Source organism: Flavobacterium hydatis, from assembly GCF_000737695.1.
GTDB classification, from domain to species: Bacteria; Bacteroidota; Bacteroidia; order Flavobacteriales; family Flavobacteriaceae; genus Flavobacterium; species Flavobacterium hydatis.
Window position 1 is genome coordinate 1 of record NZ_JPRM01000046.1, and the last position, 15750, is coordinate 15750.

General features: G+C 31.1%; 17 protein-coding genes. 10 read left to right on the plus strand and 7 right to left on the minus strand.

Annotated elements, in window-relative coordinates; translation table 11 throughout:
* Window positions 1-43: 43 nt before the first annotated feature.
* Window positions 44-280: a hypothetical protein gene (locus tag IW20_RS21685; RefSeq protein WP_035627504.1), complete on the minus strand. Its 237-nt coding sequence runs from the start codon at window positions 278-280 to the stop codon at window positions 44-46.
* 161 nt (window positions 281-441) lie between these two features.
* Window positions 442-1605: a THUMP domain-containing class I SAM-dependent RNA methyltransferase gene (locus IW20_RS21690; protein ID WP_035627507.1), complete on the minus strand. Its 1164-nt coding sequence runs from the start codon at window positions 1603-1605 to the stop codon at window positions 442-444.
* Between the two features lie 164 nt (window positions 1606-1769).
* Between IW20_RS21690 and IW20_RS21695 the strand changes: the two genes are divergently transcribed.
* Together IW20_RS21695 and IW20_RS21700 are read left to right on the plus strand one after the other, a co-directional pair.
* Window positions 1770-2534: a class I SAM-dependent methyltransferase gene (locus IW20_RS21695; protein ID WP_035627509.1), complete on the plus strand. Its 765-nt coding sequence runs from the start codon at window positions 1770-1772 to the stop codon at window positions 2532-2534.
* 74 nt (window positions 2535-2608) lie between these two features.
* Window positions 2609-3277: a ZIP family metal transporter gene (locus IW20_RS21700; protein ID WP_035627511.1), complete on the plus strand. Its 669-nt coding sequence runs from the start codon at window positions 2609-2611 to the stop codon at window positions 3275-3277.
* Window positions 3278-3628: 351 nt separating this feature from the next.
* Here IW20_RS21700 and IW20_RS21705 read toward each other — a convergent pair whose 3' ends face one another.
* Entirely contained in the window at window positions 3629-3847 is a 219-nt protein-coding gene (locus tag IW20_RS21705; protein WP_081912542.1) for a helix-turn-helix domain-containing protein, read from the minus strand.
* A gap of 129 nt (window positions 3848-3976) precedes the next feature.
* On the opposite strand from IW20_RS21705, the gene IW20_RS21710 reads away from it, so the two are divergent.
* Window positions 3977-4294: a hypothetical protein gene (locus IW20_RS21710; RefSeq protein ID WP_035627516.1), complete on the plus strand. Its 318-nt coding sequence runs from the start codon at window positions 3977-3979 to the stop codon at window positions 4292-4294.
* Window positions 4295-4364: 70 nt separating this feature from the next.
* On the opposite strand, the gene IW20_RS21715 is transcribed toward IW20_RS21710, so the two are convergent.
* The 3 genes from IW20_RS21715 to IW20_RS21725 form a co-directional block, all read right to left on the minus strand.
* The gene (locus IW20_RS21715; RefSeq protein WP_035627519.1) at window positions 4365-6749 is read right to left on the minus strand and encodes a TonB-dependent receptor domain-containing protein; all 2385 of its coding nucleotides are present in this window, start codon (window positions 6747-6749) and stop codon (window positions 4365-4367) included.
* Window positions 6750-6902: 153 nt separating this feature from the next.
* On the minus strand, window positions 6903-8051 hold the full coding sequence (locus IW20_RS21720; protein WP_035627522.1) for a helix-turn-helix domain-containing protein: 1149 nt from the start codon (window positions 8049-8051) through the stop codon (window positions 6903-6905).
* A 169-nt stretch (window positions 8052-8220) separates the two neighbouring features.
* On the minus strand, window positions 8221-9366 hold the full coding sequence (locus IW20_RS21725; protein WP_035627524.1) for a helix-turn-helix domain-containing protein: 1146 nt from the start codon (window positions 9364-9366) through the stop codon (window positions 8221-8223).
* A 178-nt stretch (window positions 9367-9544) separates the two neighbouring features.
* Here IW20_RS21725 and murQ point away from each other — a divergent pair, with 178 nt between their 5' ends.
* From murQ to IW20_RS21760, 7 genes are all read left to right on the plus strand, one after another.
* Complete coding sequence (murQ, locus tag IW20_RS21730) at window positions 9545-10360, plus strand: N-acetylmuramic acid 6-phosphate etherase (RefSeq protein ID WP_035627526.1); 816 nt, start codon at window positions 9545-9547, stop codon at window positions 10358-10360.
* A gap of 133 nt (window positions 10361-10493) precedes the next feature.
* Entirely contained in the window at window positions 10494-10715 is a 222-nt protein-coding gene (locus IW20_RS21735) for a DUF6095 family protein (RefSeq protein WP_035627529.1), read from the plus strand.
* Window positions 10716-10747: 32 nt separating this feature from the next.
* On the plus strand, window positions 10748-11320 hold the full coding sequence (locus IW20_RS21740; protein ID WP_035627531.1) for a pentapeptide repeat-containing protein: 573 nt from the start codon (window positions 10748-10750) through the stop codon (window positions 11318-11320).
* Window positions 11321-11322: 2 nt separating this feature from the next.
* Window positions 11323-11898, plus strand: a complete 576-nt coding sequence (locus IW20_RS21745) for a DUF1572 family protein (protein WP_035627534.1) — start codon at window positions 11323-11325, stop codon at window positions 11896-11898.
* 70 nt (window positions 11899-11968) lie between these two features.
* Window positions 11969-12433, plus strand: coding sequence for a hypothetical protein (locus tag IW20_RS25625; RefSeq protein WP_051886102.1), 465 nt, complete (start codon window positions 11969-11971; stop codon window positions 12431-12433).
* A 149-nt stretch (window positions 12434-12582) separates the two neighbouring features.
* Window positions 12583-12954, plus strand: a complete 372-nt coding sequence (locus IW20_RS21755) for a hypothetical protein (RefSeq protein ID WP_035627535.1) — start codon at window positions 12583-12585, stop codon at window positions 12952-12954.
* 40 nt (window positions 12955-12994) lie between these two features.
* Window positions 12995-13771, plus strand: coding sequence for a TerC family protein (locus IW20_RS21760; RefSeq protein ID WP_035627536.1), 777 nt, complete (start codon window positions 12995-12997; stop codon window positions 13769-13771).
* 70 nt (window positions 13772-13841) lie between these two features.
* On the opposite strand, the gene IW20_RS21765 is transcribed toward IW20_RS21760, so the two are convergent.
* Window positions 13842-15680, minus strand: coding sequence for a type VI secretion system baseplate subunit TssF (locus IW20_RS21765; RefSeq protein ID WP_035627537.1), 1839 nt, complete (start codon window positions 15678-15680; stop codon window positions 13842-13844).
* Window positions 15681-15750: the final 70 nt, after the last annotated feature.

Sequence of the window (15750 nt, forward strand, 5' to 3'; positions counted from 1 at the left end):
TTCATATAACAATAACCAAATTGTAAAATTTATAAAATAGGTACTACCCTATTTCTTTAATTCCTTTCATGAAAATCCATTTCATAAAAAGTTTTTCACCATCTTTAGTTTTAGCCGCTTGAAATTTTGGAGACAAAAGAGTTCCAATAACAAATGCTGTCATAGGAATCCAAAATCCTGTTAATCCTGAATATTCAGCTACCAAAAATCGAGCTAATATAAATAATATAGCAAAACAGCCCAGCTGATATAAAAAAGCTCTTACTTGTAATTTTGTCATTTTTTTAGAGTTACTGAGGCTCTGAGAGGCTAAGATTCTAAGATTTTACTTTTAGAACTTAAACTCCTGAACCTAAAATTATTCTTTTCTCTTAAATTACTGAGACTCCAAGATTCTGAGCTTAAAAACTCAGCAACTTAGCATCTTAGTCACTTAGAACCTTATTCAGAAACCTGAAACTTAGTTCTCTTACTTCCTTCGTACATTTCGTATTTTATCAATCTAGCTTCTAAACTTGCATTAAAAAGCTTAATTTTTCTAGATGGTTTTAACCCAACATATTTCAATGCTTCAAGATTGGCAGTAATAAACCAAGCATTCGTTCCTGGATAGTTTTTCTTTAATGTATCACCAATGTTTCTGTAAAACTCTTCCATATGAATATCCAAACGCTCATCATAAGGCGGATTAAATACCATGTGTAAAGTTCCTTGAGTCGTTTTTTCAGTATCAAAAAAGTTATTCTCTTCGATAGTGATATAATCATCTAAGTTGGCATTCCTAATATTGTCTTTGGCTTTGTTTACAGCACTTGGGGCTTTATCAAATCCTTTTATAGTATAATGAAACTCCTTAGTTTTTTTCATCAAGCTACTTACAATTTGGTCAAATAAATCATTATCCCAATCATTCCACTTTTCAAAAGCAAACTCTTTTCTGTTTATATTCGCCGGAATATTACATGCAATCATAGCTGCTTCAGCAAGAAAAGTTCCCGAACCACACATAGGATCCAGAAAATGACCTTGACCTTCCCAACCAGACAACAACAAAATTCCTGCTGCCAATACCTCATTTATAGGAGCAATATTTGTAGCCGTTCTATACCCACGTTGGTGCAATGAATTACCAGAAGTATCCAATGCAACCGAAACCTGATCTTTATCGATATGCACATTAATCCTTAAATCAGGATGTGCTTTATCAATACTTGGTCTTTGTCCCGTACGTTCTCTAAATTGATCCACAATAGCATCTTTACACTTTTGAGAAACAAATTCAGAGTGATTAAAATGTTCAGAATGCACCGTTGCATCAATCACAAAAGTCTGATTAGCATTTATAAGTTTAGACCAGTTTACCCCCAAAATACCTTTGTATAAAGCTTTTTCATTATTTGCTCTAAAAAAGTAAATTGGTTTTAGCACCTTCAGTGCCGTACGCAACGATAAGTTGGCTTTGTACATAAACCCTTTGTCGCCCTTAAAACTTACCATTCTCACACCTTGTTCAACATCTTGTGCTCCTAGCAATTGTAGTTCTTTTGCTAAAATCTCTTCAAAGCCAAAAAAGGTTTTGGCCACCATTTTAAAATTATCTTCCATTTTTATATTTAAATTAAAACAGATTTATTTAAACTAAAATCAATCTGTAATAAAAAATTTTCGAATCTACACAGCGACATTGTTCGTGTATCGCTTGTAAAATAGTTATTTTTCAGCAAAAATACACTAAATTTGCGGGACTTGAATTAATTGAAAAAGAATAAATGTCTGAAGCACATATCCCATCTACCCCAAATACAAACGAACCATCAGAAAACTGGTTCACTTCTTGGTTCGACACACCTTATTATCATATATTATATAAAGACAGAAATTATAGAGAAGCCCAAATTTTCATGGATAATCTTACACATTATCTTAATCTTCCAGAAAAAGCAAAAGTACTTGACTTAGCTTGCGGAAAAGGGCGCCATTCTATTTATTTAAACCAACTTGGGTTTGATGTACTAGGAGCCGATTTGTCTGAAAATAGTATTGCCGAAGCTAGCAAAAACAGTAATGAAACCCTGCACTTTAAAGTGCATGATATGCGCGAGCCTTTCGACGAAAAATTTGATGCTATTTTTAATTTATTTACCAGTTTTGGTTATTTCGAAAGCGACGACGATAATCTTACTACGCTAAAAGCTATAAAAGCAAGTTTAAGCGAGTATGGCTTTGCCGTAATCGATTTTATGAACGTAACACAAGTAATCGAAACACTAGTTCCCGAAGAAGTAAAAACAGTCGATGATATCGATTTTCATATCAAACGATACGTAGAGGACGGGCATATTTTTAAAGAAATAGATTTTGAAGACCAAGGGCGTAAATATCATTTTACCGAAAAAGTAAAAGCCCTAACATTAAAAGATTTCGAAGAATTAATGGAACAAGCAGGTATTTTCCTTTTAGATACATTTGGCGATTATAAATTAAAGAAATTTCACAAAACCGATAGCGAACGATTAATCATGATTTTTAAGTAATTGGTAAATTGTTGATTTATTTAACCGTTTAAACAAATCAATGATTAAACAACTAAAAACAATTAAACAAAAAGATGAATTATCTATTACCCTTACTTTCAGTATTATTAGGATATATTGTCGCATTGGTACTAAAACCAAAAGACAAGACCAATCTTAAACTTTTATTGGCTTTTAGCGGATCATTCCTACTATCACTTACAGTAATGCATTTGTTGCCCGAAGTTTATGAGTCACATAACCATAATATTGGGTTATTTATAATGCTCGGAATACTGTTCCAAATCATACTCGAGTTTTTCTCTAAAGGAGCCGAACATGGGCACGTGCATGGTCACGCCCAAATGTCTCAAATCCCGTGGTTGTTATTTATCAGCCTATGCATACACGCCTTTCTAGAAGGGTTTCCAGTAAGCCATCATCATGATATAGCCATTGGTATAGCTATACATCACTTACCAATTGCCATCATACTAACAACATTTTTTGTAAATGCACACCTTAACAAAAAAGCCATTTTTGCATTTATGATAACATTTGCAATCATGACACCGTTAGGAACAATTGCATCTGAATATTTGCCTTTTTTAAACGATTATTACACCGAGATTACAGCAGTTGTAATCGGAATATTATTCCATATCTCATCAACAATAATCTTTGAAAGTAGCGAAGGACACAAATTTAATATTGCGAAAATTTCGATGATTATATTCGGAATTGCATTGGCATATTTTATATAATCTGGGCGTGCCCACATTTACAAAAGGCGCTATTTAGCTAACTGATTATATGCGCCTTTCGTAAATATGGTCGGGCTATCCGCACTACTTCGGTAGTTTACTCCTATCCCTCACGCAAAACAAGAACTTATCGTTTTCAAAAAAGAACATCTAACAGTTCCAAAGTCCGATATCATTAAGTTAAGCTTTTTAGAAAGCAGCATTAATCTTATAAAGATGTAAAACACAAAGTTTAAACACAATCTTGTTATAAAATGACAAGATTATGTTTAAAAATGCAAAAAAACTAAGAAGTAAAAAAGTCTTTTTTATTATTTACAAGTACGGATTTTAAATCCACCTTATTAGTTTTTATTCAAAATCAAGCAATTCTTTTACTGATATTCCTAAACCCTTAGCCAATGCAAGTAAATAAAGATATGTAGGATTGAATTCACCAGCTTCAACTTTATGTATAGATTGCTGATCTTTAAGTATTAATAATCCCAATTTGTTTTGTGTTAATCCTTTCGCATTTCTAAGCTCTTTAATTCGAGCACCTAAACGCTTTAATTCTTCTGATTTATCCACTTTTTTTAATTTGAGACAATTTCCATTTTTTATTCATTCTTTTTAACATACTATAGTATGTTATTTGGAATTTTTCGTATATTTGATTTTGAAAGAAAAAACGCCTTAATAAAATAAATAAAACTAAAAATGGAGAATCTTAGAAAACTAACTACACGATATTTCAACACCTTAAAACCGTCTCCGGATAAAAAAGGTACATTTACGGCTCAAATTAAACTATCAAATTATTCTGAGCTTGGTTGTGTTATTACCGAAACCCTTAAATTATGTATTGTTGCGCTGGATCACGAAGCACATAAAACTTCGGACACAATTAAAAACTCACCTATTAATGTGGCACTCGTTTTAGAAATGGTCTTAGAAATATTTCCTACTGATGAATTTGAGGTACTAGATGAAATTAATCAGATACTAGCTGTAAATTCTCAAAGCCTTAATAAATAAATAAAAAAAATGTTTCCTTAATTTAAACTTCGGGATTTAAAGCCATGTTGGAATACTCTACTGTAATTATCTAATTAGCTCTCTTCTTCTCTTCTTCGTTTCCTGAATTGCGCTGGTTAACATTAATCTTTTTGTTTCCAAAATTATAAACTACAGATAAACGAGCAAATCGGTTACTTTCATTTTGGCTATAAACTTGCTTTACGCCATTTACAATCGAAACATCATTTTTTAAATAAGAGGTATTAAAAATATCATTTACCAAAACAGCAATTTGCATTGTTTTGTTTAACAAATCCTGTTTAAAACCAATATTTAGGCTTGATACATATCCAGTATCATATAAACCACTTTTATAAGGCGTAGTATAGTTAAAATCTACTTGTAGTTTAGTCGCTTTTCCTAACGAAAATGTATTATTTGTCGAAAAATCAATCTGAAGACTATTTGCTGGTGTTGCATTAATATCTTTTGTGAATTTAATATCTGATCCCAAAAAATACAATGAATTCTCACTCTGCCACCAATCTGCAAAATTAGCCGAATACGTTTCTCCAACACCATAATTAATCCCTTTAAAATAATTCTCTCTAGATACAACTTGAGTCAACGTTTCTGGATTTGCAGTAAATATTACACCATAGCCGTCAGTAATCGCATTTAAGAAAATACTAGTTCTTAATATTTTTTTATACGAATGAGTAAATTCAAAATTATCGCTAAAAGAAGGTTTCAAAAACGGATTTCCTTCAGAATAACTATTGCTGCTAATATAAACTCGAAACGGGTTTAATAAACTAAAACTTGGTCTACGAATTCTTCTTCCGTAGTTTAAACTAAAACTATTGTTTTCATTTTTATTATAAGAAGCGTAAAAGGTTGGAAATAATTTAAGATAATTATTTATGGTTTCCTGATTCAAGTTTACCGAAAAACCATTTGTTTGCGTATTTTCTAATCGTAATCCTGCCTGAAAATTCCATCTTTCATTTATTTTTTTATCTGCACTAATATAAACCGCTTGGTTATTTTCGTTGTATTTAAACTGGTTTGTTTGGTTTAGATCTAATTCTGGAGTTCCAGTAATGGTATTAAAAAATACAACATCGCTATTACTTTTGGTAAAACTCACTTTTGCTCCATAAGATAAATTTACATCTTGAAGCGGGTGTTCCATATCAGCCTTGAAACTCAAATTATCAATATCCTGATTCGAAATATTTCGTCCAGATTGATTTACATCGATAAAAGTTCCATCTGATGCATAATTATTCGCAATAAAATTTCTGTCGAATTTTGAATCATAATTAAAGAAATCCACATCAAATGATAATTTTCTATTTAAAGAATCAAGTTTAGTAATCAAATGTAAATTATAAGTCTGATTGCCCGTTTTCCTGTCTAAAAAACTCTCATTAAGTATATAACTGTTTAATTCATTTTGAGCATTATAGTTATTGATTCTAATATCCGAATCAAAATCTGGGTTGCTTCTATCATTTAAAAACTGAAAACCAATGGTTGTTTTGTCCGAAAAATCATAATCTAAAGCTACTTTCCCAGAAAGGTTTTCCTCATTTAATTTCGTTACCGCATTCATTTTCGAAGGCCCTTCAACAAAATACATATCTAGAGATTCTTTAATGTTTCTAGCACCTGTTTTTCCGTTAACACTCGCCGAAAACCTAAACTTATTTTTATTATAAAAGAAGTTATTCCTTAAAGCAAAAATTCCATATTTATTTTGATCATACGAAGCTGTAGTTGTATTTTTCCAAGAATCACGAGCCCCTTTTTTCATCACAATATTAATTAATCCCCCAGTTCCTTCAGCTTCAAATTTTGACGAAGGATTACTTATAATTTCGATATTCTTAATATCACTTGCCGAAATAGATTTTAAGAACTCATTTAACTCTTCGCCAGTTAATTCAATCATTCTTCCATCAATCATCACACGCGAAGCTCCTTTTCCTAATATATTAATAACATCATTTTGTACCGCAACTCCTGGTGCTGTATTTATAGCGCTCAAAGCATCGCCCACAACGTTTGTTACATTATTCTCCAGATTATAAACCAAACGATCTGTTTTTTGTTCAATCGCATTTTTTCTGGATTGAATGACAACTTCACCCAAATTTGTTACGTTTTCCTTTAAAATAATCAAACCAAAATTGATGTCTTTTTCTATCATAATATCTTTCTCAAATTCAGAATATCCCTGCGGACTAATTTTTACTTTATAGAATCCTTTAGTCAAATTCAATTCGAAACTACCATCTTCTTTTGTGGTTGCTCCATTTATAATCTTCCCTTCTTGATTTAAGATTACAACATCTGCCCAAGCAACTGAAGCTTTTTCATCGGCAACTTTTCCATTTAATTTAAGGGTTGTTTGTGCTAAACAAAAAAGAGGCAATAGTAAAAAAATAAAAAGGTTTACATTTTTCATAATTTCTAATTTTAAATTGGTTCTGTTAATTTGAAGCAAAGTTGCCTTAGAAATTTTGGATATGCGACCGACAAAAAAAGTCGAACCCTTTTCTTTTCAGAAAATCAGTTCGACTTTATTAAGTACAAAGTACGACTTTTTACAAACCGCTAATTACGAAGCGTTTCGGTAAGCTGTAGGCGTAAGATTTGTATATTTTTTAAAAGAAGTATTAAATGATGATTTCGAATTAAAACCTACTTCGTATAGGATTTCTAAAACGGTTAAATCCCTTTTTGAAGGATTCTTCAAAATACTCATGGCTTTTTGAATGCGATATTCATTTACAAAATCAAAAAAATGTTGGTCTATATGATGATTAATCAAAACTGATAAATCCCGAACCGGAATATTAATTTGATTAGAAAGTTCTTGTATCGTAAGCGACGGATCGAGATAAGGTTCTTTTTCGGTCATGTACTGTTTTAATGTCGAGATTTGAACAGAAATAACTTCGTTTTGATTGTCTTTTACTTCGGTAATATTCTCGTTTTTCTTTGGAAGAATATCCCTTGCTAATTCTAATTTTGAATCGATTCCTCTAAAGAGTTCAGGATAATTAAGGGCTTTTAATACAAACCAACAGGTTAATACTAAAGCCAAAAATTGCATTACTACATTTGCCCAAATCCATAATGCTTCGAAATCTGTGTATCTCAGAATATTCTTTGCTATTGCTAAATAATACAACATAAATACCACAGTCGATAATTGAAACAACCACTTAAAAATAGACGTTTTAGCATCGGCATAATTTTCCTGATATATTTCTTTATATCTTTTTAAAACTAAAAATACACCAATGCTATACAATATAATTTGTATACCTAACATCACCTGGAAGCCATACAACTCAGGCAATTGACTACGATGGTCGTAAAATTGTGTTTTTTCGACATTACTCAGAAAATAAAGTCTAAATGCAAAAAACACATTTGTTATTATAAACGGAAGTGCATGAAGTAAATGCTTTATTTGTAATCGAAAATCAGTAAAACAAACCGACACAATATATAAATAGAAAGCAGGAAGTGTTAGAGCGCAAGTGCTCCATCTGAAAAATTCTAAATTAAAATGGCTTCTAATAAAATTTTCGTTAATAAAAATTCCAACATTATCAATTGAAAAAAGTAGTAAATACAACGCAAATAGCCTATTTGCTAGTTTATTCTGGGTTTTTACAGTCAGTAAAAAGAATGCCAGCAATAATGAAACAAAAACTGAGAGCCAGCTCATAGCAATTAAAAAACTATCTATATCCATTATTTTTTTAGATTATTTAACAAATATAATATTTTAGTTCTTTTAACACTATTCCTGAGAAAAAGCATCACTACGAAAAACAAACATTTAAGAATTCGAATTTTAGAATTAAAATAAAAACTTTTCTTTTTTTAAAACTTACATCTTTAGGGTAAATTCAAACCATTATTTATGAAGCGTTTCTATAAGCCGTAGGCGTAAGATTTGTGTATTTTTTAAAAGAAGTATTAAAAGATGATTTAGAATTAAAACCCACTTCGTATAGAATCTCTAAAACCGTAAGTTCGTTCTTAGACTGATCTTTTAAGATATTCATTGCTTTTTGAATACGATATTCATTTACAAAATCAAAAAAATGCTGATTCATATGATGATTAATCAAAACTGATAAATCACGAACAGGAATATCAATTTGGTTAGAAAGCTCCTGTATTGTAAGTGATGGATCAAGATAGGGCTTCTTCTCTGTCATGTAATTTTTTAAAGCTAAAATTTTAGAAGAAATAATCTCATCCTGAACGTTTGCTATTTTAGTCGAAACATCAGTTTGTTGAGGGATAATATCTTTGGTAAGTTGTATAGTAGAATTGATTCCTCTAAAAAGTTCCGGATGATTTAGTGCCTTCATTACAAACCAACATATTACAAATAAAGCTCCGCATACCATTAGAACATTTCCCCAAAGAAAAATTTCTCTGGAAGCAGTATAACGCAACAAATTTTTTGAAGCTGTAATAGAATGCATCACAAGAAAAACACAATTCATCTGAAAAAGCCATTTGTATGTAGAAGTACTGGGATTAGTATAGTTTTCAAGATAAATTTTTCTATACTTTTTTAAAATTAAAAAAATACTAATGATATAAAACCAATATTGAACTTCGATTAAAATCTGAAAAAAGTAAACTTCAGACATTTGATTAAAATTGGCTATGAATTGTTCTTTTTCAATACCTGATTTTAAATAAAATCTCGGCATAAGAACTAAATTCATAACAATAAAAGGAAGTGTATATACTAAATGTTGCCATTTTAGCTTAAAATCATTGTAACAAACTGCCAAAACATAAAGATAAATTAGAGGCATTTCTAATAAACATATTGTGCTTCTTATAAGTTCTAAATCTGCATATTCTTGAGGAAATGTGTAAGTAAAGAGTCCTGTAAAATCAATTGCTGAAAAAATAATAAAAGTACCAAATAGTCGGTTTGCTAACTTATTTTCGGTTTTTACTGTTAGTAAAAATAATGCCAATAATAATGAAACAAAAACAGCAATATGAGCAATACCATCTAAAAAGCTTAATTTATCCATTTATCTTTAAAATATTTAACAAATATAATATTTTAGTTCTTTTAATGAGATTCCATAAGACATTCGTTGCATACGAATTAAAAGAAAAAAAGTTTATTTTAATCTTTACGACTTTACGCACTAAATTTCGAAATTGCAAGAAAAAAGATTAATTTTGGGCAAGATATTATACTAAAAAATGACCTTTACAAAAACTACAGAACAGTCCTCTAAATACGAACATCTGGAAAGCATGAGTGTTCAAGACTTGTTGATTAACATGAATCAGGAAGACAAAACAGTTCCATTTGCCGTAGAAAAAGCAATTCCGCAAATAGAAGCTTTAGTGGCTCAAATTGTAAACAAACTAAAACTTGGTGGACGCTTATTTTATATAGGAGCAGGAACATCTGGTCGTTTAGGAATTTTGGATGCATCCGAATGTCCTCCTACTTTTGGAGTTCCGGCATTTTTAGTAAACGGGATCATTGCCGGAGGAGATAAAGCCATTCGTCAGGCGGTAGAAAATGCCGAAGATAATCCTAAACAAGCCTGGATAGATTTGCAAGCACACAGCATTTCTGAAAATGATGTTGTAATAGGAATTGCTGCTTCAGGAACAACACCTTATGTAATTGGTGGTTTAGAGATTTGTAATAAGAACAATATAATTACTGGTTGCATAACTTGTAATGCCGAAAGTCCGCTTTCGCAAACAGCCCAATATCCTATTGAAGTAGTTGTAGGCCCCGAATTTGTTACAGGAAGCTCTAGAATGAAAGCTGGAACTGCACAAAAATTAGTTCTTAACATGATTTCGACAGCAACCATGATAAAACTAGGAAAAGTAAAAGGCAACAAGATGGTCGATATGCAATTAAGTAATAGTAAATTAATAGATCGCGGAGTAAGAATGATTATGGGCGAAATTCCTGTTACATACGAGCAAGCATCTGAATTATTACACAAATATGGAAGTGTAAGAAATGCTGTAGATAATTTTCAGGCACAATAGTAATTCAGTTATAAATACTGATTTCAATAAAACCGTTGCAAAGATATAATCTTGATTATGCAACAATAAATAGACGTTTTTTAGTTCCCGCAACTTTTAAACTTCAATCATTAAACTTTTAAGAATAAAAAATATGGGAACAAATAAGGAGTTAATAGGAAAAGGAATTAAATACTTATCGGGTTCTTTACCCCTATTATTTATTGGCCCTTCGGTAATTTACAATGCGTTTATGAACAAGCAAAACGTTTGGCATTACTTAGTTCTGGCTATTGGTATCATTGCTTGTTTAGCTGGAATGTTTCTAATCTTTTATGGTTTAAAAACAATCATGAGAGGTCTGTTTAATGACTAAACATTTAATTAAAATAAAACTCAAAAAATCCAATGGATAGCTTAATTCATATTCAAAAAACATTCGATAAGGTTATCTACATTGATAAAAAAATAAACAACCGCGAATTTGAGGATTGTGTATTTAAAAATTGTGATTTCTCTAATAGTAATTTTGCTTACAACACCTTTCTTGATTGCGAATTTATCGATTGCAATTTATCTATGACCAGCCTAAAAGGTACAAGTTTAAAAAATGCAACGTTTAAGAACTGTAAACTTCTGGGAATTGCATTTAATGAATGTGAAGATTTTTTGTTTCAGGTATATTTTGAAGAATCTGTTTTGGACTATGCCTTATTTTCTAATAAAAAAATGCCTAAAACTAAATTCGTAAATTGTTCTATGAAAGAAACTACTTTTATAGGAACCAATTTAACCAGTTCTGTTTTTGACAACTGTAATCTCGAAGGAGCAATTTTTAACGAAACTCAATTGGCAAGTGTTAATTTTAAAACAGCTTATAATTTTAAAATTGATCCTGAATTTAATCCTATGAAAAAAGCGCAATTCTCGACCGAGGGAATTTTGGGACTTTTAGACAAATATGACATTAAAATTGTATAATTATGGATGCAACTGAAGCGTATTTAGAAAGTGTAAAAAAACAGTTTTTATATTATAAAACACTGGGCGAAAAAGCAATTGCTCAACTCGAGCCTGAACAACTTCTTATTACAATAAATGAGGATACAAATAGTATAGCAACTATTGTAAAACATCTTTCGGGTAATATGCTTTCGCGTTGGACTGATTTCCTTACAACCGATGGCGAGAAAGAATGGCGTAATCGCGATGAGGAATTCGAAAATGACTTGCAATCTAAAGAAGAAATAATGACTGCTTGGGAAAAAGGCTGGAAATGTCTTTTTGATGCCATAAATGATTTGCAAGCTAATCAACTTGCAGACATTATATATATCCGAAATGAAGGTCATACGGTTATTGAAGCTATCAACAGGCAATTAGCACATTATCCTTATCATGTTGGTCAAATTGTATTTTATGCCAAACAATTAAAAAACAGCAGTTGGGAAAGTTTATCGATTCCAAGAAAAGAATCTAAAAATTACAACGCTAATAAATTTGCCAAGGAAAAAGAAATTAAGAACTTTACCGATGATGAGTTAAAGAGATTGAAGTAACAATATTTCTAAGGCTACGCGAAGTTGAAAGCATAAAATCTATTATTATATTTATTTCAGAATTATAAATATGAAAGACAACAAAAATGAGACGCATCATTTTTTGCCTAGTGGAGAGTGGGAAGGATTTTATTGTTATTCTAATTCACCGGCACAACATAAAATGTCTATTGAATTGAATTTTGTAAATTCTATTATTTCCGGCTCTGGAGTTGATGATGTAAACTCCTTTAAATGGAATGGTTCTTATAATCTGGAGCATTTTAAAATTAAAATGGTCAAAACTTACCCAACGCATATCATCAATTACAACGGAGATATTGACGAAAATGGTATTTGGGGCGTTTGGGATAATCCTGAAGATTTGAGTTTTTTTGCTAATCTTTCACCAAATATTTACCAACAAGCCAAAGCAATGACAAAAGGTTGTTTTCATATCTGGCCAAAAGCAGCAAAAAACGAATCTAAAGAAGAAATTAAAGAGGAAGTTAAAGAATCTAAAAAATTAAAAGAGTTTTATATCCAGAAAATTTAAGACTTAATAAATCAATATAATACTAAAGGTTCTTGAGAACCAATTGCAAACTAGCCCTGATTGTAATGGAAATCCTTTTATGCCGGGGTTCGGCATAAAAGATTGAAATGAAAAGCAGGATTAGCTCCTAAATAAACAAATTACTTATTATGAAAAAATTACTATTACTCCCTTTGTTACTTATTGTTGCATCTTGTTATAATACGGAACACAATTGCAAGGATTTTAAAACCGGAAAATTCAAGTTTGAATATGAAGTTGATGGAGTAAAAAAGACAACTATTTTTGAAAGAAAAGATGATATCGAAATCGAAACTTTTGAAGGTAAAACCGATACTGCAACAATTCGTTGGGTAAGCGATTGCGAATATGTTCTGGAAAAAAAACACCCAAAGAACAAAGCCGAAGAGAAAGCTATCGGAATGAAAATTTTGAGTACAACCAAAGATTCTTATACTTTTGAGTTCGGAATGGTTGGTTCTAACCAAAAACAACGCGGAAAAGTTGTTCGTGTAGATTAAATTATTATATATCCTTATTACCTCTTAATACCTTTTTTAAATGGAAGTATTTTTAAATCCAGACGCTTGGGTTGCCCTATTAACATTGACTTTTCTTGAAATTATTTTAGGAATCGACAATATCATTTTCATATCGATAGTAACTGGAAAGTTACCTCCTGAAAGTCGTAAAAAAGCAACTCGAATTGGTTTGTTTTTAGCCATGTTTATGCGTATTGCTTTGCTAATGGGTATTTCGTACTTAATTGCTATGAAGGCAACTGTTTTTAGTATTAAATGGGGTTGGCTAAATGCTGATTTTACTGGACAAGCCTTGATTTTATTGGGCGGTGGATTATTCCTGATTTATAAAAGTACTAAAGAAATAAGCGAAAAAGTTGATCATAAAGGCGAAGAAGAAAAAACATTAAAAGATGTTGCAAAGCAATCTTTTTCGAATGTAATTGTTCAAATTTTACTAATCGATTTAATCTTCTCTGTAGATTCTATTTTAACTGCAGTAGGTATGACAAATGGTGTTACAGGTGCTTTGACAATTATGATTACTGCCGTGGTTATTTCGGTAGCTGTTATGATGTTGTTTGCGGTTCCTGTTGGAAATTTTGTAAATGCAAATCCTTCTATTCAGATTTTAGGACTTGCTTTTTTAATCCTAATCGGTTTTATGTTAATAACTGAAAGTATGCACTTATCTAATGCATCTTTAGTAGGTGAACATATTGGGGCTGTACCAAAAGGTTACTTGTACTTTGCTATATCATTCTCATTGGCAGTCGAGTTTATCAATATGAAGATGAGAAAGAGATCAAAATCATAACTGATTTTATTATAACAAAAAAGCGCTAAGGTATCTTAGCGCTTTTTTTGTATTTATTTGTTTCCTGAAATTAATCTTCGATAAACAATCGATATGGAAACACATTTGATGATCTGTTTTTTAAGTTTTTCATGAAACTCTCACACAAATAATCCCACTCGGTTACTGATAAATGTTGTTTTTCGGCTGCATTAATTTTTAAGTAAATATCTACCGTTCGACTAAAACCTGCTTTTACTGAGATTTCTTTACGTGTTCCTTTTTCTATTTTAACATCTGTAATACAGCTTTTAAAATGGTTAAAACCAAATGCCTTTATATCGGCAAAAGTTACAATTCGTCCTCGCGTTAATAAAGCATTGCGATAAGCAAGAATACGGTCCTTGTTATTTTGTTTATTCATTCCGCCAACTGTATTGGTAACTAATACAGCTTCTTTGCTTACAAAAAACAAATCTTCTTTAGATTCTAAAACTGTACCTGCTTTAATGTCATTACCTTCTTCGGCACAAGTCGACCAATAACTTATTATAAATGATTTCCCTACTGATTCATCTACTTTTGGTTTAATCATCAAATATGGATCGTTATTTTTAGAAAAGCTACTTTCTTTCGCTTGTTGCTCAACCGAAGCCAATAACTGATTAATTTCGACCAGGGAACTATTCATAAAATCTTTTCCTAATCCTGAAAACGAAGAACTTTCGTCTTTCAATAAATCCAATACGTTCTGAAGTAATTCTGAAGCTGTTCTGGAATCAAATCTAGAAACTCCTCCTGTACGTAATACAGCATTTCCTTCTTCGATAACACCATCTTTAAATTCTTTTATTTCATAATGGTTATCAAATGGATCAACTACGGTATCTACATCTAGATAGATATTATTACCTGTATCTAAGGATACGTAAGACAAGAAACCTCCAAGTGTTTTATTTATAATATGTCGTCTCTTATTAATTACAGGAAAACAATTTGCTGTAAAAGATACATTGTCTATTATTTGAGGTATTAATGATTCTGGAAAAACCATTTTTATCCAAATAATCGGATTACCATTATCCTTTGTTACTTCTTCAAAAACCTTATATTCTGGGTTATATTTATTTATCTCTTTATGTTTCAATGCCCCTTTTAGGGTATAAAAGTTATCAAAATAAAACTCATTAACTTCCTGCATTAATTCACTAAGATGCGTATAATTTCTGTTTATTATACTTTCGATATCCAGATTGTTTACCGGGACATTATACCCTTCTTCTACCGTGATTTCCTTTTCATCATAAAAGCATTTCATTTGCTTTAGATAATAATGGAACATTTCTTTTTGATGGGTATTTTTAATGTCTATATACAACATTAAATCCTCTAGTTCTAATACGTTGGTATTATTCAATTCTATCCCTAAAAACACTATTCCCGAAGGCAGAGAGTTTTTATAACCTCGAACTGAGTCTTTATAAAAAAGATTTGAAACTTGGTATAGATTTCTTTCGTAAGCTACGTACTTAACCTCACAAGAAGCTAATTTCACCTCTAATGTTGGCGATAGTGTTATCTCCTTTGTAATAGGCGCTAACGGATTATAAATATTATGTATTCTCCTGCTTACCGACATTTGGTTTAGCAAAGAAACTTTCATATTGTTATCTATAGGTAAAGCATGCATGATTGCTCTTGCTGGTTTAGCTCCTGCACTAACTTCTGGAAACATAATTTCAAGAACTCTTTCGACCACGCGAGTTTTAGAATCCTCCAGTTCATGAGCCACTTTTTCTAACTCATACGACAATGCATTCAACATCATTGATACTACTGGATCAAATGACGTTTCCATCTCTACATCCGAAAAGCCCCATGATCTCGCTGCTCTTTTTAATACTCTATCTTTTATTCGTTCTTGTCTCATTTACTTATTTTTTATTGGGACGTATTTTTTATTTAAACTGATAAACTTATCGAATCCTATAATTACCTAT